This is a genomic window from Citrobacter sp. NCU1 (assembly GCF_010231475.1).
Lineage (GTDB): Bacteria > Pseudomonadota > Gammaproteobacteria > Enterobacterales > Enterobacteriaceae > Citrobacter_D.
The window spans coordinates 1-19,558 of the sequence record NZ_NRDO01000096.1; the positions used below are offsets into that span (position 1 = coordinate 1).

General features: G+C 52.2%; 22 protein-coding genes. 11 read left to right on the plus strand and 11 right to left on the minus strand.

Annotation, left to right across the window (positions count from 1 at the left end; translation table 11 throughout):
* Positions 1–74 precede the first annotated feature (74 nt).
* Positions 75–1,160, minus strand: coding sequence for a tartrate dehydrogenase (locus tag CJP72_RS23760; protein WP_162383716.1), 1,086 nt, complete (start codon positions 1,158–1,160; stop codon positions 75–77).
* A gap of 103 nt (positions 1,161–1,263) precedes the next feature.
* Here CJP72_RS23760 and CJP72_RS23765 point away from each other — a divergent pair, with 103 nt between their 5' ends.
* Positions 1,264–2,181 (plus strand): LysR substrate-binding domain-containing protein, encoded by a 918-nt coding sequence (locus CJP72_RS23765; protein WP_162383717.1) that lies wholly within the window; start codon positions 1,264–1,266, stop codon positions 2,179–2,181.
* A gap of 91 nt (positions 2,182–2,272) precedes the next feature.
* Here the strand turns inward: CJP72_RS23765 and minE are convergent, their stop codons facing one another.
* Genes minE through minC form a run of 3 tightly spaced genes read right to left on the minus strand, consistent with a single transcriptional unit; the run spans position 2,273 to position 4,085 of the window.
* The gene (gene minE / locus CJP72_RS23770) at positions 2,273–2,539 is read right to left on the minus strand and encodes a cell division topological specificity factor MinE (RefSeq protein WP_003859937.1); all 267 of its coding nucleotides are present in this window, start codon (positions 2,537–2,539) and stop codon (positions 2,273–2,275) included.
* 3 nt (positions 2,540–2,542) lie between these two features.
* Entirely contained in the window at positions 2,543–3,355 is an 813-nt protein-coding gene (minD, locus tag CJP72_RS23775; protein ID WP_162383718.1) for a septum site-determining protein MinD, read from the minus strand.
* 22 nt (positions 3,356–3,377) lie between these two features.
* Entirely contained in the window at positions 3,378–4,085 is a 708-nt protein-coding gene (minC, locus tag CJP72_RS23780; RefSeq protein ID WP_162383719.1) for a septum site-determining protein MinC, read from the minus strand.
* A 126-nt stretch (positions 4,086–4,211) separates the two neighbouring features.
* Between minC and CJP72_RS23785 the strand changes: the two genes are divergently transcribed.
* From CJP72_RS23785 to CJP72_RS23795, 3 genes are all read left to right on the plus strand, one after another.
* Positions 4,212–4,505 carry a YcgL domain-containing protein gene (locus tag CJP72_RS23785; RefSeq protein ID WP_162383720.1) on the plus strand — a complete coding sequence of 98 codons (294 nt, stop codon included), beginning with the start codon at positions 4,212–4,214 and terminating at the stop codon, positions 4,503–4,505.
* A 69-nt stretch (positions 4,506–4,574) separates the two neighbouring features.
* Positions 4,575–5,234, plus strand: coding sequence for a fumarylacetoacetate hydrolase family protein (locus tag CJP72_RS23790; RefSeq protein ID WP_162383721.1), 660 nt, complete (start codon positions 4,575–4,577; stop codon positions 5,232–5,234).
* Positions 5,235–5,326: 92 nt separating this feature from the next.
* Positions 5,327–5,773, plus strand: a complete 447-nt coding sequence (locus CJP72_RS23795; RefSeq protein ID WP_202882587.1) for a YcgN family cysteine cluster protein — start codon at positions 5,327–5,329, stop codon at positions 5,771–5,773.
* Between the two features lie 264 nt (positions 5,774–6,037).
* Here the strand turns inward: CJP72_RS23795 and CJP72_RS23800 are convergent, their stop codons facing one another.
* Positions 6,038–6,397 carry a hypothetical protein gene (locus CJP72_RS23800; protein WP_193568873.1) on the minus strand — a complete coding sequence of 120 codons (360 nt, stop codon included), beginning with the start codon at positions 6,395–6,397 and terminating at the stop codon, positions 6,038–6,040.
* 325 nt (positions 6,398–6,722) lie between these two features.
* Here CJP72_RS23800 and CJP72_RS23805 point away from each other — a divergent pair, with 325 nt between their 5' ends.
* Together CJP72_RS23805 and CJP72_RS23810 are read left to right on the plus strand one after the other, a co-directional pair.
* Complete coding sequence (locus CJP72_RS23805; RefSeq protein ID WP_162383723.1) at positions 6,723–7,142, plus strand: hypothetical protein; 420 nt, start codon at positions 6,723–6,725, stop codon at positions 7,140–7,142.
* A 154-nt stretch (positions 7,143–7,296) separates the two neighbouring features.
* Complete coding sequence (locus CJP72_RS23810; protein WP_162383724.1) at positions 7,297–7,542, plus strand: hypothetical protein; 246 nt, start codon at positions 7,297–7,299, stop codon at positions 7,540–7,542.
* 131 nt (positions 7,543–7,673) lie between these two features.
* Here CJP72_RS23810 and dsbB read toward each other — a convergent pair whose 3' ends face one another.
* Positions 7,674–8,204, minus strand: a complete 531-nt coding sequence (dsbB, locus tag CJP72_RS23815) for a disulfide bond formation protein DsbB (RefSeq protein WP_162383725.1) — start codon at positions 8,202–8,204, stop codon at positions 7,674–7,676.
* 141 nt (positions 8,205–8,345) lie between these two features.
* Positions 8,346–9,890, minus strand: coding sequence for a Na(+)/H(+) antiporter NhaB (gene nhaB, locus CJP72_RS23820; protein ID WP_162383726.1), 1,545 nt, complete (start codon positions 9,888–9,890; stop codon positions 8,346–8,348).
* Positions 9,891–9,917: 27 nt separating this feature from the next.
* Between nhaB and CJP72_RS23825 the strand changes: the two genes are divergently transcribed.
* Positions 9,918–10,073 carry a hypothetical protein gene (locus CJP72_RS23825; RefSeq protein ID WP_162383727.1) on the plus strand — a complete coding sequence of 52 codons (156 nt, stop codon included), beginning with the start codon at positions 9,918–9,920 and terminating at the stop codon, positions 10,071–10,073.
* A gap of 40 nt (positions 10,074–10,113) precedes the next feature.
* Complete coding sequence (fadR, locus tag CJP72_RS23830; protein ID WP_162383735.1) at positions 10,114–10,833, plus strand: fatty acid metabolism transcriptional regulator FadR; 720 nt, start codon at positions 10,114–10,116, stop codon at positions 10,831–10,833.
* A 64-nt stretch (positions 10,834–10,897) separates the two neighbouring features.
* Here fadR and CJP72_RS23835 read toward each other — a convergent pair whose 3' ends face one another.
* Positions 10,898–12,430, minus strand: coding sequence for a SpoVR family protein (locus CJP72_RS23835; protein ID WP_162383728.1), 1,533 nt, complete (start codon positions 12,428–12,430; stop codon positions 10,898–10,900).
* A 326-nt stretch (positions 12,431–12,756) separates the two neighbouring features.
* On the opposite strand from CJP72_RS23835, the gene dadA reads away from it, so the two are divergent.
* Positions 12,757–14,055 carry a D-amino acid dehydrogenase gene (gene dadA / locus CJP72_RS23840; protein WP_162383729.1) on the plus strand — a complete coding sequence of 433 codons (1,299 nt, stop codon included), beginning with the start codon at positions 12,757–12,759 and terminating at the stop codon, positions 14,053–14,055.
* Between the two features lie 12 nt (positions 14,056–14,067).
* Complete coding sequence (dadX, locus tag CJP72_RS23845) at positions 14,068–15,138, plus strand: catabolic alanine racemase DadX (protein ID WP_162383730.1); 1,071 nt, start codon at positions 14,068–14,070, stop codon at positions 15,136–15,138.
* Between the two features lie 49 nt (positions 15,139–15,187).
* Here dadX and CJP72_RS23850 read toward each other — a convergent pair whose 3' ends face one another.
* Positions 15,188–16,921 (minus strand): potassium/proton antiporter, encoded by a 1,734-nt coding sequence (locus tag CJP72_RS23850; protein WP_162383731.1) that lies wholly within the window; start codon positions 16,919–16,921, stop codon positions 15,188–15,190.
* Between the two features lie 118 nt (positions 16,922–17,039).
* Positions 17,040–17,954, minus strand: a complete 915-nt coding sequence (gene ldcA / locus CJP72_RS23855) for a muramoyltetrapeptide carboxypeptidase (RefSeq protein ID WP_162383732.1) — start codon at positions 17,952–17,954, stop codon at positions 17,040–17,042.
* Between the two features lie 160 nt (positions 17,955–18,114).
* Here ldcA and emtA point away from each other — a divergent pair, with 160 nt between their 5' ends.
* Positions 18,115–18,729: a membrane-bound lytic murein transglycosylase EmtA gene (gene emtA / locus CJP72_RS23860; protein WP_162383733.1), complete on the plus strand. Its 615-nt coding sequence runs from the start codon at positions 18,115–18,117 to the stop codon at positions 18,727–18,729.
* Positions 18,730–18,741: 12 nt separating this feature from the next.
* Here emtA and ycgR read toward each other — a convergent pair whose 3' ends face one another.
* Positions 18,742–19,476 carry a flagellar brake protein YcgR gene (ycgR, locus tag CJP72_RS23865; protein ID WP_162383734.1) on the minus strand — a complete coding sequence of 245 codons (735 nt, stop codon included), beginning with the start codon at positions 19,474–19,476 and terminating at the stop codon, positions 18,742–18,744.
* Positions 19,477–19,558 lie beyond the last annotated feature (82 nt).

A 19,558-nucleotide genomic window follows, 5' to 3' on the forward strand; every position in this document is an offset into this window, starting at 1 on the left:
GGTAACAGAGCCTTACAGGCGCATTTGAAAAACCTCCGGCTATGCCGGAGGATATTTATTTTTGTGGTTTGACCTCAACGCAGTATGGCCTGACAAATGGCGTCACCCACCTGTTGTGTGGAGGCAACGCCTTTCATATCGGGCGTTTTAGGCCCGCTGGCAATCACCTGCTCAATGGCCGCCAGAATAGCATTGTGTGCATGATGGAAACGCTCATCGCCATTACCGAGGAAATCCAGCATCATGGCGCCAGCCCAAATGGTTGCAATGGGGTTGGCAATATTTTTACCGTAGATGTCCGGCGCTGAGCCGTGTACCGGCTCGAACAGGGAAGGAAAGGTACGCTCAGGATTGAGGTTGGCAGAGGGCGCAATACCGATGGTCCCCGTACAGGCCGGTCCCAGATCGGAAAGAATATCGCCGAACAGGTTAGAGGCGACCACCACATCAAAGCGTTCTGGCTGTAAAACGAAGCGGGCGCACAATACATCAATATGCTGCTTATCCCAGCGGATCTGCGGATATTGCGTTGCCATCGCCTCAACACGTTCATCCCAGTAAGGCATGCTGATGGCAAGACCGTTAGATTTGGTGGCGGAAGTGAGCGTTTTGCGTGGGCGACTTTGCGCCAGTTCAAAGGCGTAACGCAGAATTCTGTCCACGCCACGGCGGGTAAACACGGACTCCTGAATCACCAGTTCATGCTCGGTCCCGGCGTTGACGCGCCCGCCCAGCGAAGAGTATTCGCCTTCGGTATTTTCGCGCACCACGTAAAAATCAATATCCCCCGCCTGTTTTCCAGCCAGTGGACACGGGACACCGGGGAAGAGACGTACCGGGCGCAGGTTGACGTACTGATCAAACTCGCGGCGGAATTTCAGTAGTGAGCCCCACAATGAGACGTGGTCAGGTACCGTTTCCGGCCAGCCGACGGCGCCAAAATAGATGGCATCAAATGACTTAAGTTGCTCGTGCCAGTCATCAGGCATCATCTTTCCGTGATGGGTATAGTACTCACAGCTGGCCCATTCGATCGGCTCAAAGCTCAGCGACAAGTCCCAGCGCTCAGCGGCAGCCTGCAAAACGCGAATACCCTCAGGCAGCACTTCTTTACCAATACCGTCTCCGGGAATAGCGGCAATACGACAGGTTTTCTTCATACCAGCTCTCACTTATCAGCAACCAAAATTGACTTCCCCTTTATCCTATAATTGACTGATTGATAGTTAATCCCCCTAACTGGTGAAACATAAAACACAGATCATGAATAATCTACCGCTGCTAAATGATTTACGCGTCTTTATGCTGGTTGCCCGTCGTGCCGGATTTGCCGCCGTGGCGGAAGCACTGGGGGTTTCCCCTGCGTTTATCAGCAAACGTGTCGCGTTGCTGGAACAGACGTTGAACGTCGTGTTATTACACCGGACCACGCGCCGGGTGACGATCACCGAGGAAGGGGAGCGCATCTACGAATGGGCACAGCGCATTTTGCAGGATGTGGATCAGATGATGGATGAACTGTCTGACGTACGGCAGGTGCCGCAGGGCATGCTACGGGTCATCAGCAGTTTTGGTTTTGGGCGTCGGGTCGTGGCCCCGGCGCTCTCCGCTCTGGCAAAGCAGTATCCGCAACTGGAACTGCGCTTTGATGTTGAAGACCGACTGGTGGATCTGGTCAGTGAAGGGGTCGATCTCGATATTCGCATCGGGGATGATATCGCCCCGAATCTGATTGCCCGCAAATTGGCTACCAACTATCGAATTTTATGCGCATCGCCAGAATTTCTGACGCAGCACGGTACGCCGAAGCAACTTGCTGAATTAGCCACTTTCCCGTGTCTGGTCATTAAGGAGCGAGATCATCCGTTTGGGATATGGCAATTACGCAATAAAGAGGGCGTACATTCGATCAAAGTGACTGGCGCGCTGTCATCCAACCACGGTGAGATTGTGCATCAGTGGTGTCTGGATGGGCAGGGGATTGCGCTGCGTTCATGGTGGGATGTGTGCGACAACATTGCCAGTGGTCATCTGGTTCACGTGCTGCCGGAGTATTATCAGCCCGCAAATATTTGGGCTGTTTATGTTTCTCGCCTGGCGACCTCGGCAAAAATCCGTATTACGGTCGAGTTCTTACGTGGTTATTTTCAGGAGCGCTATCCAACGTTTAAACTGGAATAAACGTGAAGCGCTGATTGTTTGACAGACCACGGAAAATAAAAAAGGCAGAATTATCTGCCTTTCATAATATATGCGCTATTTGTGCTGAGCGTTATCGGGACTCTTCTGCTTCCGGTAACGTCACGTTAAGTTCGAGGATAGAAATATCGCCGTCTTTTTGTTCAAGTTGCACGGTGACCATTTCCGGATCTATTTGCACATATTTGCAGATAACCTCGAGAATATCCTTTCTCAGCTGCGGTAAATAATGTGGCTCGGCGTCACTGCGACGGCGCTCCGCAACAATAATCTGCAGTCGCTCTTTTGCGATGTTAGCTGTACTCTTTTTCCGCGAGAGAAAAAAATCCAGTAATGCCATAACTTATCCTCCGAACAGGCGTTTGAGGAAACCTTTCTTCTCTTCTTCAATGAAGCGGAAAGGACGATCTTCTCCCAACAGACGTTCCACAGTATCTGCATACGCTTTGCCTGCATCCGCATTGATATCGAGGATGACCGGCTCGCCCTGGTTAGATGCACGCAAAACGGATTGATCTTCCGGAATGACGCCTACCAGTTTGATACGCAGGATCTCAAGCACGTCTTCCATGCTGAGCATATCGCCTTTGTTGACGCGACCGGGGTTGTAGCGCGTTAACAGCAGGTGTTCTTTGATAGGATCTTCACCATTCTCTGCACGACGTGATTTTGATGCCAGAATGCCCAGAATACGGTCAGAGTCGCGTACCGAAGAGACTTCCGGGTTGGTGGTGATAATCGCTTCATCGGCAAAATAGAGCGCCATCAGCGCACCGGTTTCGATACCTGCCGGAGAGTCGCAGACGATGAAATCAAAATCCATCGCTTTCAGATCATCAAGCACTTTCGCGACGCCTTCACGGGTCAGTGCATCTTTATCGCGGGTTTGTGATGCCGGAAGAATGAAGAGATTTTCAGTACGCTTATCTTTGATTAACGCCTGATTGAGTGACGCATCGCCCTGAATCACGTTCACGAAATCGTAAACGACGCGACGTTCACATCCCATGATCAGATCGAGGTTACGCAAGCCGATATCGAAATCAATAACGACAGTTTTCTTTCCCTTCTGGGCCAAACCAGTAGCGATGGCCGCGCTGGAGGTGGTCTTGCCAACGCCCCCTTTACCCGAAGTAACAACAATAATGCGTGCCATAGAAATTCCTTGTTAAAAGGGATCAATTCAACGGTTGAACTGTCAAAGCGTTCTCTGCCAACTGCAGACGAGCTGCTTTGCCATAAAATTCTGCTGGGATTTTATCACTCAGCCAATAAACACCTGCGATAGACACCAGTTCTGCCGTCAGATGTGTACAAAAAATTTGCGCTTCCCGATCGCCGCTTGCGCCAGCCAGCGCGCGGCCTCTCATCATACCGTAAACGTGAATATTGCCGTCGGCAATCAGCTCTGCGCCAGCACTGACGTGACTTGTAACAATCAGATCACATTGTGGAGCATAAATACGCTGGCCGGAACGAACCGGTACATCAATTAATCGCGTTTTTGTGATTGGAGTAACGTTTTGCGGTGGGGGAACGGGCGCTGCGACTTCAACGGGAGCAGAACGAACCACTTTCTCTTTACCTTCGGTCAGTAAAGGGAGGCCTATCCTGTCGATTTCCGCTTTCAGTCGGGCATCTTTGCATCCGCTAACCCCGACAATACGCAGACCGGTGGACGCCACGACCTTTTGGAGTACCGGCCAGTTTACCGGGCTTTCAAGGCCGCTGACATTAACCACTACAGGAGCGTGTTTTAAAAAAGCAGGAGCCTGCGCGATTTTGTCTTCCAACGCCTGACGAATAACCTCGGGTTCTGCTTCGTGCAAATGAACCACTGATAAGGTGAAGCTACTGCCTTTAAGCTCGATTGGCGTGTTTGACATCCTGGCCTTACTCAATTTGCTATTTATCATCTCCAGTGCGGAGCGATATTCCGAAGTCCAGAAGGCATGTTATAGTCAGTATTATATTGAGGCAAGTCGCCATCCCGTTAATTCAGAGTAAAATGTATGTTTTGTGTGATCTACAGAAGTACTAAGCGTGACCAGACCTATTTATATGTCGAAAAAAAAGACGATTTCTCACGGGTTCCTGAGGAACTCCTGAAGGGGTTCGGTCAGCCCCAGTTGGCGATGGTCCTGCCGCTTGATGGACGTAAAAAACTCGCTAATGCCGATCTTGATAATGTAAAACAGGCGCTTGCTGAACAGGGTTATTATTTACAACTGCCGCCGCCGCCGGAAAATTTACTGAAACAGCATCTTTCGGTGGCCGGAGAAAATAAATCAGACGCTAAACGTTAAACTGTATCCGGCCGCGTCATGCCTCGTCGATGCAGTTCCTGAAGTCCACGATTACGTTAGGGGAAAATAATGTATCAACACCATAATTGGCAAGGTGCTCTGCTTGATTACCCGGTGAGTAAAGTGGTTTGCGTAGGCAGTAATTATGCAAAGCATATTAAGGAGATGGGCAGCGCGACGCCGGAAGAACCGGTACTTTTCATTAAACCAGAAACCGCATTGTGTGATTTGCGCCAGCCGCTGGTGATCCCTGCGGATATGGGGTCCGTGCATCACGAAGTCGAACTGGCGGTATTGATTGGCGCAACGCTACGTAAGGCTTCAGAAGAGCATGTGCGTAAAGCCATTGCCGGTTATGGTGTGGCGCTTGATCTCACTTTGCGTGATATCCAGGGGAAAATGAAAAAGGCCGGGCAACCCTGGGAGAAAGCAAAGGGATTTGATAACGCGTGTCCGCTGTCTGGATTTATCCCAGTGAGTGAGTTTAAGGATGACCCGCAGAATACTCAGCTTGGTCTGAGCATTAACGGCGAAATGCGTCAGCAGGGAACGACGGCGGATATGATCCACCCGATCATTCCGCTAATTGCCTATATGAGTCAGTTTTTCACCCTGAAAGCCGGTGATGTGGTGCTGACCGGCACGCCGGAAGGGGTAGGTCCGTTACACAGTGGTGATGAACTGACTGTCAGTTTTAATGGACAAACGCTGACCACCCGGGTGTTGTAATCTCTGCTTGCCGCCTTTTCGGGCGGCAAAACTTGCATCCGCCTGCCAGACTGGTTATAAGGTGCAGCTTTATTGCAATGGCGGATACCCGAATGAACGACTTACCTTTCTGGCAACGTAAATCCCTGGACGACATGACTGATGCTGAGTGGGAGTCGTTATGCGATGGTTGTGGTCAATGCTGCCTGCATAAATTAATGGATGAAGACACAGACGAAATTTATTTCACCAATGTTGCCTGCCGTCAGCTAAACATCAAAACCTGCCAGTGTCGTAACTACGAACGTCGTTTCGAGTACGAACCCGATTGCATCAAACTGACCCGTGATAATCTCCCGACCTTTGAATGGTTGCCGATGACCTGCGCATATCGGTTATTAGCCGAAGGGAAAGGGCTACCAGACTGGCACCCGTTGGTCACCGGTTCAAAAGCGGCCATGCACGGTGAGCGTATTTCTGTGCGCCATATTGCGGTGAAAGAGTCCGAGGTCGTGGACTGGCAGGATCATATCCTCAATAAACCCGAATGGGCTCAGTGAGTTGTTGAAATAAAAGAGGTTATTGCTTATCCGTTTTGTGCGTGGGGCACAGAGGGGCCATCACCTTCTGAATTCGCGCTCAGGTTCTCTTGTTGCCTGGCATTATTGCCCGTCTCCATTTTCCCTAAACGCTGCGCCGACGTGCGTCCCATTTTTGCGGTAATACAAGGTGGCACTGTCGTGACGGCTCCCCGCTGCATTGGGCAGGGCACAGTGACGGATGAATAACCCGTCACTGTCAGTTCAGGTTTGAGCGAAGCTATTTTATTTGTTTTGCTTACCCTTACTTTTACCTTTCACGGAGTCAGAGTCATAGTGCTCGACCTTGAGGGTATAGTCATCATCGCCATCGTTTTTGTTCTTGTTTTTGTCGTGCCCCTTGCCTGGGTTGTTGTCCCCGTGGACGCTGCGGTTTTCTTTGTTCTTGCCGTCGCTACAACCGTCGCTGGTGACTTTGACGCCGCCGATGGTGACTGATGAGCACTCATTCTTGTGCTTATTTTTCCACTCATTGATTTCGTCTTCGCGATCCATACTGACCCGAACACCGTTGGAATTGATGCTGACGTCTGCCAGGGCAGGCCCCGTCATCAGTAGGGAGAGCAGCAGTGCGGTATTTTTCATGAATAACCTCAAATAATGTACTCAGGCATCTCGCATGAGCCTGTTCAGACAGCATGGATAAATAAAAACGCGCACGACTGTTATCCTCAAACAGCGGCACGCGTTAGCAATTTGCCGATAATTGCCCAGCCATGAACGTGGGTCAAGGTAGTACAGCACGATCGGCAACTTTCTCCCGGCCCGTCACTCAACGTAGTCTGGATTTATCATGCTGCCTTTGCGCAACCAGCCCGAATGGGGACTGTGAGTGCCTGAAATAAAAGGTCTTATCACTTATCCGTTGGCCCGTATAATAACGCTACGATAAATTATTCAATGAGACGCAATGAAGCTCCTGATCTATTACGTATTCTGCGGGATAACGGTACTCCTCTTACTCGGCGTGCAGTCCTTTTTCGGGATCTTGCTGATAACGCCGCGAGAAGTGGGAGGGACGTTATTTGGCGGTATGTTTTTGGTTCTCATGTGTTTAGGCGGCTGGTTGCTGACAACCGCAGGATTGGTCGCGACCATACTGGCCCGCTTCGCGGGGGCAAGAGTGGGGTTATTGTGTGCCAGCGCCATTCAGGTGACGGCCGGTATCTGGTCACTGCACAACTATCCAGATGATGCCGGCGGCAATCTCATTTTTAGTCCTGCCCCCAATGAAATTTTCTGCATGATAGCCATTGTCGGACTGCTGTTATTCACCAGCGTTTACCTTATCGTACAGGGTCATCTACGGCCCCAAAATGGCCGGTTTTAACGGTTATATTTTGTGGCAATTTATTTTCATTGAGGATTGAAGAGGTAAGAGAAAAACGGGAAAAGCCAGCACTTTCAATCAAGCAAAAAAATATGTCTTAAACCTATAATTTTAGAACGTCGTAGAGGCGTGATGAATATTTTGAGGGTTGATAATGAAGAAGTTTGCGTTGATGCTGCTGGCTGCCACCTCCCTGATGACCATTGTTCCTGCGCAGGCTGAAACCCAGCAGGCCGGTGAGCGCCGTGATGCCAGGGAAGTTCGTCAGGATACTCGTCAGGAGTCCCGTGAAATTAAGCAGGAATGCCGTAATGGCGTTGTCGGTAATGCAGATTGCCGCCAGGATCATCGCCAGAACAAACAGGAAGGGCGCGACCAGGCGCGTGACATCAAGTACTAAGTAATATGTAAGAAAAACCCGACGTCAGTCGGGTTGAGTTTTATGTTGCCCTGTTTTTCTTAGCGTAATCGCTGATGCTGAGATGATGTTCGTTGTCATCACACGAAACGCTGGCGAAAGCGCGTGTTATGTTATCGACCGAACAGATCGCGTTTTTTCGGCTTAAACGGCTGGGCAATGACCACCAGAATGGCCACAACGAGATACGCGGCATAAATCCCCAACAGCCACTGTGGCATTTCCAGCGTTAAAAACTCCCACTGGCGCTGTGCGCAATCACCAGAAGCGACGAACACCTGCGGCAGCCATTTGTCCAGAGGCAGCCAGCTCGGGAAGCGCGCCATAAAATCACAGGTCATGAATGGCGAAGGGTAAAGTTGGATCATGGTATGTTCATACGCCAACTGAAGGCCGCGCCATGCGCTGTAAATCCAAATCACCAGCGCGACATAGCGTAACGGTGATTTTGGCGCAATCGCGCCAACCAGACCCGCGCCCATAATGCCGAATAACGCGCAACGTTCATAAATGCAAAGGACGCAAGGCTTAAGCAGCATGACATGCTGAAACCACAGCGCCACTATTTCAAGCGCCAGTGCGGTTAATGCCATCAGTAACCATGCGCCCCGACCCCGTGAGCACTGGTTCAAAAATCGTAACATAATAATTTCCCTGCAACATGCGTAGAGTCGGCAGTGTAAACCAATTCAAATTTCACGCCACTAGCGGAAAATGAAATAAAGTGTAATTGGATACATATTATGCAAAAAGTGAAACCGAGCAGTGATTTGCTCGGTTTATTGTTATGAAAGTGTAGCCAGCCAGCCTAATTGCGTCATCCATTCTGTTACTGGCGTTAGGGTATATTCAATGCAGAATAAACCAACTACGGTCAGTACTAACGTATACGGCAACGCCATCCAGACCATCCGGCCATAGGAAAGACGAATGAGAGGGGCCAGCGCCGAGGTCAGCAGGAACAAAAATGCCGCCTGGCCATTCGGTGTCGCCACGGAAGGCAGGTTGGTGCCGGTATTAATGGCCACGGCCAGCAGTTCGAACTGATTTAAGCTGACAATGCCATTTTCCATTGCCGCTTTGGCTTCGTTGATATAAATCGTACCCACAAAGACGTTATCGGAAATAGAAGAGAGCAGACCGTTGAAAAGATAGAACAGCCGCAACTGTGTATGCTCAGGCGCCTGTAAAACAAACTGAATGATCGGGGCGAACAGATGCTGATCGATAATGACCGCGACCACTGCAAAGAACACGGTCAGCAGGGCGGTAAACGGCAACGATTCGGTGAACGCTTTACCAATGGCATGTTCATCAGTGACGCCGGTTAACGAAGTCGCCAGGATAATGACCGAAAGACCGATTAATCCCACTTCCGCCAGATGCAATGCCAGCGCGATAACCAGCCAGATACCGATAATGGTTTGTACAATCAGGTTGAGCTTATCCTGACGAGTACGTTGCTTGCGGCTTTGATCGTCAAACTCTTGTAGGATGCCCCGCACTTTTTCTGGCAAGGTTTCGCCATAGCCAAACCAGCGCAGTTTCTCTACCAGCGCGCAGGTTAATAAACCGCAAATGAGTACCGGTACGGTGACGGGGGACATACGCAAGAAGAAGTCGCTAAAATGCCAGCCTGCGGCTTTGGCGATGATCAGGTTTTGCGGTTCGCCCACCATGGTCATTACCCCGCCTAATGCGGTGCCCACGCCTGCGTGCATCATCAGACTACGCAAGAAACCGCGAAATTGTTCCAGCACGGCTTTGTAGTGTTGGTCGATATGACTGTCGTCCAGCAGGTCGTTATCTTCTCCACGCGCAGAAGCAACGCGGTGATAGATACCGTAAAAACCAACGGCAACGCTTATCACCACCGCCACTACCGTTAAGGCGTCGAGGAAGGCGGAGAGGAACGCCGCCGCAAGACAAAAGGAGAGCGACAGGATGGTTTTGGAGCGAATACTGAGCAACAGCCGGGTAAAAATGAACAGCAGAAGCTGCTTCATAAAATAGATACCGGCCACCATGAACATCAGCAGCAACAGTACCTCAAGGTTAGCGGCAATCTCCTCACGGACGTGTGAGGCGCTGGTCATACCAATGAAAACGGCTTCGATCGCCAGCAATCCTCCGGGAAGCAATGGGTAGCATTTCAGCGCCATAGCCAGCGTGAAAATAAACTCAGCAACCAACAACCACCCAGCCACAAAAGGATTGATGAGAAAAATCAGTGGGTTGACGATTAAGAAGATGACGAGTGCGAGTTTATACCAGTCTGGTGACTGGCCTAAGAAGTTGCGCCATAACGCGCGACCCCAGGAGATCTCCATGCAGTTTCCCTTACCGTGAAATATGAAATGGTGTTTTTATCTAAGGCGCAAAGCTTACGGGCAGGGGCGCGTGCAGGCAAGTCCTTCCGCAAAGAGTGTGAAATGGGAAATGCAGAAAATGAAGCCCCGATCCCTTTTTTCTTTATTTTGTCTGCTATCAGCCATGAAACCCGTCTGGTATGATGAGTACAACTATGTTTTGCTGTGTAATGGAAATCTCACTATGGTCATTAAGGCGCAGAGCCCGGCGGGTTTCGCGGAAGAGTACATTATTGAAAGTATCTGGAATAACCGCTTCCCACCTGGCACTATTTTGCCTGCAGAACGTGAACTCTCCGAGCTTATCGGGGTAACGCGAACCACTTTACGAGAAGTGTTGCAGCGTCTGGCGCGAGACGGTTGGTTGACCATTCAGCACGGCAAACCGACGAAGGTGAATAATTTCTGGGAAACGTCCGGGCTCAATATTCTCGAGACGCTCGCACGACTCGATCACGAGAGTGTTCCGCAACTGATCGATAATTTGCTGTCAGTGCGGACCAACATTTCCACGATCTTTATCCGTACAGCGTTTCGTCAGCATCCGGAGAAAGCACAAGAAGTGCTGGCGACGGCAAACGAAGTGGCCGATCACGCCGATGCGTTCGCCGATCTGGACTACAACATTTTCCGTGGTCTGGCGTTTGCCTCCGGTAACCCCATTTACGGTCTGATTATTAATGGGATGAAAGGGTTGTACACCCGCATTGGTCGCCACTATTTCGCGAATCCTGAAGCGCGCAGTCTGGCGCTGGGTTTTTACCACTCGCTGTCAACGCTGTGTGAGCAAGGCTCCCACGATCAGGTTTATGAAACGGTGCGTCGCTACGGTCATGACAGTGGCGAAATCTGGCATCGTATGCAGAAAAATCTGCCCGGTGATTTAGCGATTCAGGGCCGTTAAGCGTACGCTTGATTATCGGCAAAAAGAGTCAACAGGCCCCTTCATAATGAAGGGGCCTGTTTTTTTACAGACTGTTCATGCGCGCAGGGCAACGCTCCAGAAGTTCGACGCTACCGTCCTCGTTTTGCTGTTCCAGCATCACATCAAATCCCCATAACCGATGCACGTGTTTCAGAACCTCTTTACGTCCTTTATCCAGCGGCGCGCGGTTGTGTGGAATGTAGCGCAATGTCAGAGAGCGGTCGCCCCGAAGGTCAACATTCCAGACCTGAATATTCGGCTCCAGATTACTCAGGTTGTACTGCGATGAGAGGCGATTGCGAATTTCGCGATACCCCTCCTCATTGTGAATCGCCGAAATCTCCAGATAATTGTGTCTGTCGTCATCCAGAACGGTGAAAAAGCGGAAATCACGCATCACTTTGGGCGACAGGAACTGACTGATAAAACTCTCGTCTTTAAAGTCGCGCATCGCAAAATGGAGCGTTTCCAGCCAGTCGGAACCCGCGATGTTCGGGAACCAGTATTTGTCCTCTTCGGTGGGTGACTGGCAAATGCGTTTGATGTCCTGGAACATGGCAAAGCCAAGCGCATAGGGGTTAATCCCGCTATACCACGGACTGTTATACGGTGGCTGGAACACAACGTTGGTATGGCTGTGCAAAAATTCCAGCATAAACCGTTCAGTCACTTTACCCTCATCGTACAGATGGTTGAGGATGGTGTAATGCCAGAAGGTCGCCCAGCCCTCGTTCATTACCTGCGTCTGTTTCTGCGGATAGAAATACTGGCTTACCTTACGCACGATGCGCAGGATCTCTCGCTGCCAGGGCTCCAGCAGCGGGGCGTTTTTCTCCATAAAGTAGAGCAGGTTTTCCTGGGGTTCGGACGGATAACGGCGCGCCTCGGCGACGGTTTTCTCTTCCTCGCGTTTCGGCAGGGTACGCCACAGCGTATTCACCTGGCTTTGCAGATATTCTTCCCGGCTCTTTTGCCGCGCTTTCTCTTCCTGCAAAGAGATTTTCTGCGGCCGTTTATAGCGGTCCACGCCGTAGTTCATCAGGGCATGACAGGAGTCGAGGAGCTTTTCGACTTCGTCGACGCCGTAACGTTCTTCGCACTCGGTGATGTATTTGCGGGCGAAAATCAGGTAATCGACAATCGAGCTGGCATCGGTCCAGCTGCGGAACAAATAGTTATTTTTGAAGAAAGAGTTATGCCCGTAGCAGGCATGGGCCATCACCAGCGCTTGCATGGTCATGGTGTTCTCTTCCATTAAATAGGCAATACACGGGTTAGAGTTAATCACGATTTCATACGCTAACCCTTGCTGACCATGTTTATACAGTCGCTCAGTTTCGATAAATTTTTTGCCAAACGACCAGTGGGTATAGTTGATCGGCATCCCGACGCTGGAGTAGGCATCCATCATCTGTTCGGAAGTGATCACCTCGATTTGGTGCGGGTAGGTGTCCAGTCTGTAGAGTTTCGCCACGCGGTCTATTTCTGCCAGATAGATATCCAGCAGCTCAAACGTCCAGTCGGGTCCATCGCTCAAACGTGTGGTGTCCTTATTCATGGAATCAATCGTAGCCATTCGCGCACCCTCATTGTTAGCGGCACTCTCTGTCTGGAGCACCTCATCTCAAGCATAGAACACCGTGTTAAAAAGCGTGCTGGTGAGGAAAATTTTTCTTTGCGATTTCACGTTATCAGGATGCCGTATAAAGCAGGTGTTGCAGCATTTTATGCTGGATAAAAATGACGTGTAGCAGGAGATCCCAAACTAGCGATATGCCTGACATAAGAGACATATGTGAGATACGTCACCATAAAAAAGCCATATGTTGAATAATATTTTCATCTGAGTTATCAAGATGTAATTAGATGATTGTTCTTTTACTTACTGTTAACGGAGTGGCTATGCGAGTTGTCATACTGGGAAGTGGCGTTGTCGGCGTGACCAGCGCCTGGTATCTGAGTCAGGCTGGACATGACGTGACCGTCATCGATCGCGAACCCGGCCCGGCGCTGGAAACCAGTGCTGCGAATGCGGGGCAAATCTCCCCGGGGTATGCGGCACCGTGGGCGGCACCCGGTGTTCCGTTGAAGGCCATTAAATGGATGTTCCAGCGGCACGCGCCGCTGGCCGTTCGCCTTGACGGGACGCAATTTCAACTTAAATGGATGTGGCAAATGTTGCGTAACTGTGACACCAGCCATTACATGGAAAACAAAGGACGCATGGTGCGTCTGGCGGAATACAGCCGTGACTGTCTGAAAGCGCTGCGCGCGTCAACCGGCATTCAGTATGAAGGCCGTCAGGGCGGAACTCTGCAACTGTTCCGCACCGAGCAGCAGTACGAAAATGCGACCCGCGATATTGCCGTGCTTGAAGACGCAGGCGTTCCGTATCAGTTGCTGGAGTCCAGCCGTCTGGCTGAAGTCGAACCGGCCCTGGCGGAAGTGGCGCACAAGCTGACCGGTGGTCTGCGGTTGCCGAATGATGAAACCGGCGATTGCCAGCTGTTTACTCAACAACTGGCGCTGATGGCGGAGCAGGCGGGGGTGAAATTCCGGTTCAACACGCCGGTGGAAAGGTTGCTTTATGAGGGCGAGCAGATTTATGGCGTGAAGTGCGGCGAGGAAATTGTTAAGGCCGATGCGTATGTGATGGCGTTTGGCTCTTACTCGACGGCAATGCTGAAAGGGATTGTCGATATTCCGGTCTATCCGTTAAAAGGCTATTCGCTGACCATTCCGGTGGCGCAGGAAGATGGCGCGCCGGTGTCTACGATTCTTGATGAAACCTATAAAATTGCGATTACCCGTTTTGATAATCGCATCCGTGTGGGTGGGATGGCGGAAATTGTGGGCTTTAATACCGAACTGTTGCAACCGCGTCGTGAAACGCTGGAGATGGTGGTGCGCGATCTCTTCCCACGTGGTGGGCATGTTGAACAGGCCACGTTCTGGACCGGGTTGCGCCCGATGACGCCGGACGGTACGCCAGTCGTTGGACGTACCCACTTCAAAAATCTCTGGCTGAACACCGGACACGGCACGCTGGGGTGGACGATGGCCTGCGGCTCGGGGCAATTGCTAAGCGACATTCTTTCCGGACGCACGCCGGCAATTCCATACGATGACCTGAGCGTCGCGCGTTATCAGCCAGGATTTACCCCTTCACGTCCACGACATTTGCATGGCGCACATAACTAATAAGGAATCCGGATGACTCGTCCTATATTGGCCAGCCTTGACCTGCAGGCGATGAAGCAGAACCTGGGGATTGCGCGCCAGGCAGCACCGAACTCCCGTATCTGGTCGGTGGTGAAAGCCAATGCGTATGGGCATGGAATTGATCGCGTCTGGTCGGCTCTGGGGGCGACTGACGGCTTTGCCTTGCTCAATCTGGAGGAGGCGGTCACCCTGCGAGAACGCGGCTGGAAGGGGCCGATACTGATGCTGGAAGGCTTTTTCCACGCCGAAGATCTGGCGTTGTACGACAAATACCGTCTGACCACCAGCGTGCACAGCAACTGGCAGTTGAAGGCGCTACAGAATGCCCGACTGAACGCGCCGCTTGATGTCTATCTGAAGGTCAATACCGGCATGAACCGACTGGGGTTCCTGCCTGAACGAGTGCAAACCGTCTGGCAGCAACTGCGTGCGTTGCCGAATGTCGGCGAAATGACGCTGATGTCGCACTTTGCAGATGCTGAACATCCGGACGGTATCCGTGACGCCATGACCCGGGTATCTCAGGCCACGGAAGGACTGGAGTGCCGTCGCTCGTTGTCCAACTCAGCGGCCACGCTATGGCATCCTGAGGCCCATTTTGACTGGGTTCGCCCGGGTATCATCCTGTACGGCGCATCGCCGTCAGGCGTGTGGCAGGATATCGCCAATACCGGACTGAAACCGGTGATGACTCTTCGCAGCGAAATCATTGGCGTGCAGACCCTGAAAGCGGGCGACCGGGTGGGGTACGGCGGGCGCTATACCGCCCGTGGTGAACAGCGTATCGGTATTGTTGCCGCCGGTTATGCGGACGGCTATCCGCGCCATGCGCCGAGTGGAACCCCCATCCTCGTCGACGGTGTACGCACCACAACGGTAGGAACGGTCTCAATGGATATGCTGGCGGTGGATCTGACGCCGTGTCCACAGGCGGGGATTGGCACGCCGGTGGAGTTGTGGGGCACAGAGGTGAAAATTGATGACGTTGCCTCTGCCGCCGGTACGGTGGGCTATGAGTTAATGTGTGCCTTAGCGTTACGTGTGCCTGTCGTGACAGTGTAACTTAACCGCTGCCGGATAACGCCTCTGGCGTATCCGGCACTTTTCGCCGTTATTCCTCTTCATCCTCCGCAACACGAACACCGACCTTCAGTACCGCATTGTCCTCTTTTTCCGCCACTGTCCAGATCATACCGGCGAACTCCACCTGATCGCCCACAACCGGGGCGGCGCCGAGCAGTTGCTGAACAATTTCGCCCAGCGTTTGCTGCTTATCGCGATACTCTGTGCCGTCGTCTAACCCGTAAATCAGCGCCACATCAGCATATTTCGCGCTGGCTTCCAGAATAAAGTCGCCGAAGAAGCGCTGATCCAGGGCCACTGGCGGCGACTGACTGAACAGTTTCCCCAGCGCGGGCAGATCACGCTCGCGGCCAATCACGCACAAAACGTCGCCTTCACGCAGGCGAGTGCTGCCGGTCGGATGAAACAGGGCATTATCGCGAAACAGGGCGGCAATACGCGTATCCTCCGGCATGTGCAGATCGCGCAGCGCCGCGCCAACGCACCATTTGTCGGCGCTGAGCTGATAAACAAACTGCTCCCAGGGGTTTTCCGGATGAATATCCAGCCCCATACGAGAGACCGGCCACCCGACAGGGGGAACCACCACTTTGGCTTTTTTGGCCGCCCAGGAGAGCGATGTTCCCTGAAGCAGCAGAGAGATAAGCACCACGAAGAACGCGACGTTGAAGAACAACCGCGCATTCTCCAGTCCGGCCATCATCGGGAAGACCGCGAGGATAATCGGCACCGCCCCCCGCAGCCCAACCCAACTGATGAAAACCCGCTCGCGCAGATTAAAACCGCGAAAGGGCAGTAATCCGGCGAAGACCGACAACGGGCGGGCAAAGAAGATCATCCAGGCGGACAATAGCAACGCTGGCACGGCAATCGGCAGCAGATCCGAAGGGTTGACGAGTAACCCCAGCACCAGGAACATCGCGATTTGCGCCAGCCAGGCGAGGCCGTCAAAGTTTTGCAGGATGCCAAATCGGTTGCGAATCGGGCGATTGCCCAGCAGGAACCCACACAAGTACACCGCCAGTATGCCGCTGCCTTCGAGCGCGGTGGTTAAAGCGAAAATCAGGATCCCGCCGCTGAGCGCCAACAGAGGATAGAGACCCGTGGGCAGCGATATGCGGTTAATCATCTGCAAAAGCAGGTAGCCGCCGCCGAAGCCGAGCATAATCCCCAGGCCAAACTGTTGGATAATGTGGACGGCAAACATCCAGCTCAGCGCCGTCTCATGATTCTGGATCATCGCAATCAGCGTAATGGTCAGAAACACCGCCATCGGATCATTGCTTCCGGACTCAATCTCCAGTGTCGACCCCACACGTTCGTTAAGCCCTTTACCGCCCAGCAAGGAAAATACCGCCGCCGCATCCGTTGAACCGACAATGGCGCCAATCAGCAACCCCTCAATGAGATCAAGGTGAAACAGCCATGCCGCCATCATCCCGGTTAATCCGGAGGTGATAAGAACCCCCACAGTGGCCAGCGATAACGCCGGTCCCAGCGCGACCCTAAAAGAGCTGGCCTGCGTGCGCATGCCACCATCGAGCAGAATAATCGCCAGCGCAAGGTTACTGACCATGTAAGCGAACGGGTAATTATCGAAGGGAATACCACCCACGCCGTCCACGCCCGCCAGCATACCGATCGCGAGAAAAATAACCAGAATAGGGATGCCGAGGCGGGATGAGAATGAACTTAATAAAATACTGCAGGTTACGAGGACAGAACCCAAAATAAACAGGCTAATGATTGCTGCGGCATCCAACGTTCGGTTACTCCTGAATTACGCTATTTCTTAATAATAAACCCTAACACAAAAACGACAGAAACAGCGTTTTGATTACCGTCTGACGGGGCAGACTTTGCGCTTCAGGATTGGCTTTTTACACGTTGAGTACGGGATGACCCGATACCGTGAGCTGGGTGGTTTCTTTTGCATTTTTCAGCACCGCGTGCGCGCCTAATGGCAGGGTCACCGTGCGTTGCTCATGACCAAAATCCAGGCCCGTAATCAGCGGGATTGACAAACGTGAGCGCAAAAAAGCGTAAACCGCATCAAGATCGTAACCCGCGTCATACTCGTTTGGCGCACTGCCGCTAAAGCTGCCCAGCACTATCGCGTTTTGCCGGTTTAAAATACCCGCATCCAGCAGTTGCAACAGCATACGCTCAACGCGGAAGGGATGCTCATTAATGTCTTCCAGCACCAGTATGCCGTTTTCAATGTTTGGCATCCACGGAGTGCCGATGAGCGAAATCAGCATCGCCAGATTGCCACCCCACAGCGTCCCTTCGGTCTGACAGGCGGGCCCCTGGCCTTGCCACTCCACGGTAAATTGCGCGTTGCGCAGTGCGAGCCAGAAATGGTATTCCGTGAAGGCGTTCATTTCTTCAGCGCCAAAATTAGCCGCCAGCATTGGGCCGCTAAAGGTGATGACGTTACCGTGGGCGAGTAAACCGGACTGAACGGCGGTAAAGTCGCTGTGCCCGCAGATCAGTAACGGGTTGTGCTTTTGCCGGGTCGTTAGAGCCTGCCAGTCAATTTTCGCCAGCAAACGGCTGGCGCCGTAACCGCCACGCACCGGCATCACAATGGTATCGGCCGTGGTCAGGCTGGCGAGGGAATTAATGTCGTTCAGGCGTTCTGCTTCCGTTCCGGCAAAACGTTGTTCACGGCGATGGATAACCGCGGCGTTATTCACCTGATGCCCCGTTTCCCTAAGCCGCGTAAGCCCGCGTAATGCGGCGTGTTGGTTGATGCAGTAGCCCGATGGTGCGATTAAATGAAACAAAGACATGGCAATTCCTTGCTGACAATAGAATGCAAATGTATATCATGCCGCATATATTAGAACGTTTTGCCGGGGAGCGCTTTGCTTATCCGGCCTGCTGACATTTCAGCGCAACGTTGTGTTGTTGTCACCTCAACGATGGATTTCGGCTAAAAGGATAGATGAAGTGAAATTGAGATGGTTTGCTTTTTTAATCGTGTTACTGGCGGGTTGTAGTTCAAAGCAGCAGGATTATAAAAATCCGCCCTGGAATGCGGAAGTTCCGGTCAAACGTGCGATGCAATGGATGCCGATCAGCGAAAAAGCCGGTGCGGCCTGGGGCGTGGATCCAAAACTGATCACCGCGATTATCGCGATTGAATCCGGCGGTAACCCAAATGCAGTCAGTAAATCGAATGCCGTCGGGTTGATGCAATTGAAAGCCTCAACCTCCGGGCGGGATGTGTATCGCCGGATGGGGTGGAGCGGCGAACCCTCGACCAGCGAGTTGAAAAACCCGGAACGGAATATCTCTATGGGCGCCGCCTATCTGAGTATCCTGGAGAACGGCCCGCTTGCCGGCATCGAAGATCCCCAGGTGATGCAATACGCGCTGGTGGTTTCTTACGCAAACGGGGCGGGTGCGCTGCTGCGTACGTTCTCCTCTGACAGGAAAAAAGCGATCGGCGAGATCAATGATCTTGACCCTGATGAGTTTATCGAACATGTTGCCGACAACCATCCTGCGCCGCAGGCACCGCGCTACATCTGGAAACTTCAGCAAGCGTTGAATGTCATGTAACCGAGAGGGATCTTACTCGCGCACTTTATTCGCTCTTTCCCGCGCTTCTCGCTCCAGCGAAAAGATAATCCGTTGTAATTGCCGCTCCACCGCCGGGCTGACGTTAAGAAAACGCAGACTCAGGCGGGGAGTGGTGATCGTCTCATTTTTCCCGTCGATCAGTTTACGTTCGCTCATTGAGATGAGCTGCGCGTCAAAATGGAAAATGCCCCATTCGCCCATGTTCAGTTCAATCTGAGAAAACCGCATTCCCTCTTTCAACCCTTCGGGTTTGGCGCCTTCCAGCAACGCGCCCATGCCCCCGAGAGAGAGGTCGAATAAGCGAAAACGCAGCGTGCTGTTGTCCGGCATTTTTGCTGAGCAGATGTAGGGCGGATGCAGCGGGGCGCAGATACGGAAATATTCGCGTCGTTGTACGAACCACAAAGAGGGCGGTAGCGCAGTGATAAACGCCGGAAGTTGTTGGTATTCACCGCTCTGAAGCTGCGGTAGCGTAAATTCGACTTTCGCGCCTTGTGTTTCGGCGGTGATGGTTATCTGTCTGGCGCGCTGAACCGTCAGGTTTTCATTCTCCTGACTGCCGAAATCCATCACCAGACTCTCCGTGCTGACCGCGAGAATTTTGCTGATGAACTGGCCTCCCGACCACGAAATGCGCAACGGGACCTGATGTTTATTGAGATCACGAAGAACACCTAACACCGCCAATGGATTTTGCTTCAGGAACTGCTCATGGTAATGACTCACGCCTAATGACTCCTGGAAACCTGACAGACTGTCGTCAGTTATCGGCATTGCGCGACAGAACTTAATACAAATGGGTGAAATT

Excerpts from the sequence above, each read along its gene's own strand:
- dsbB (WP_162383725.1), bottom strand. The coding sequence starts at position 8,204 with ATGTTACGATTTTTGAACCAGTGCTCACGGGGTCGGGGCGCATGGTTA.
- dadX (WP_162383730.1), top strand. The coding sequence starts at position 14,068 with ATGACTCGTCCTATATTGGCCAGCCTTGACCTGCAGGCGATGAAGCAG.
- minD (WP_162383718.1), bottom strand. The coding sequence starts at position 3,355 with ATGGCACGCATTATTGTTGTTACTTCGGGTAAAGGGGGCGTTGGCAAG.
- CJP72_RS23765 (WP_162383717.1), top strand. The coding sequence starts at position 1,264 with ATGAATAATCTACCGCTGCTAAATGATTTACGCGTCTTTATGCTGGTT.
- CJP72_RS23825 (WP_162383727.1), top strand. The coding sequence starts at position 9,918 with ATGGTGTTTTTATCTAAGGCGCAAAGCTTACGGGCAGGGGCGCGTGCA.
- fadR (WP_162383735.1), top strand. The coding sequence starts at position 10,114 with ATGGTCATTAAGGCGCAGAGCCCGGCGGGTTTCGCGGAAGAGTACATT.
- minE (WP_003859937.1), bottom strand. The coding sequence starts at position 2,539 with ATGGCATTACTGGATTTTTTTCTCTCGCGGAAAAAGAGTACAGCTAAC.
- CJP72_RS23805 (WP_162383723.1), top strand. The coding sequence starts at position 6,723 with ATGAAGCTCCTGATCTATTACGTATTCTGCGGGATAACGGTACTCCTC.
- ldcA (WP_162383732.1), bottom strand. The coding sequence starts at position 17,954 with ATGTCTTTGTTTCATTTAATCGCACCATCGGGCTACTGCATCAACCAA.
- CJP72_RS23795 (WP_202882587.1), top strand. The coding sequence starts at position 5,327 with ATGAACGACTTACCTTTCTGGCAACGTAAATCCCTGGACGACATGACT.
- CJP72_RS23790 (WP_162383721.1), top strand. The coding sequence starts at position 4,575 with ATGTATCAACACCATAATTGGCAAGGTGCTCTGCTTGATTACCCGGTG.
- minC (WP_162383719.1), bottom strand. The coding sequence starts at position 4,085 with ATGTCAAACACGCCAATCGAGCTTAAAGGCAGTAGCTTCACCTTATCA.
- dadA (WP_162383729.1), top strand. The coding sequence starts at position 12,757 with ATGCGAGTTGTCATACTGGGAAGTGGCGTTGTCGGCGTGACCAGCGCC.
- nhaB (WP_162383726.1), bottom strand. The coding sequence starts at position 9,890 with ATGGAGATCTCCTGGGGTCGCGCGTTATGGCGCAACTTCTTAGGCCAG.
- CJP72_RS23785 (WP_162383720.1), top strand. The coding sequence starts at position 4,212 with ATGTTTTGTGTGATCTACAGAAGTACTAAGCGTGACCAGACCTATTTA.
- CJP72_RS23760 (WP_162383716.1), bottom strand. The coding sequence starts at position 1,160 with ATGAAGAAAACCTGTCGTATTGCCGCTATTCCCGGAGACGGTATTGGT.
- CJP72_RS23800 (WP_193568873.1), bottom strand. The coding sequence starts at position 6,397 with ATGAAAAATACCGCACTGCTGCTCTCCCTACTGATGACGGGGCCTGCC.
- CJP72_RS23835 (WP_162383728.1), bottom strand. The coding sequence starts at position 12,430 with ATGGCTACGATTGATTCCATGAATAAGGACACCACACGTTTGAGCGAT.
- CJP72_RS23810 (WP_162383724.1), top strand. The coding sequence starts at position 7,297 with ATGAAGAAGTTTGCGTTGATGCTGCTGGCTGCCACCTCCCTGATGACC.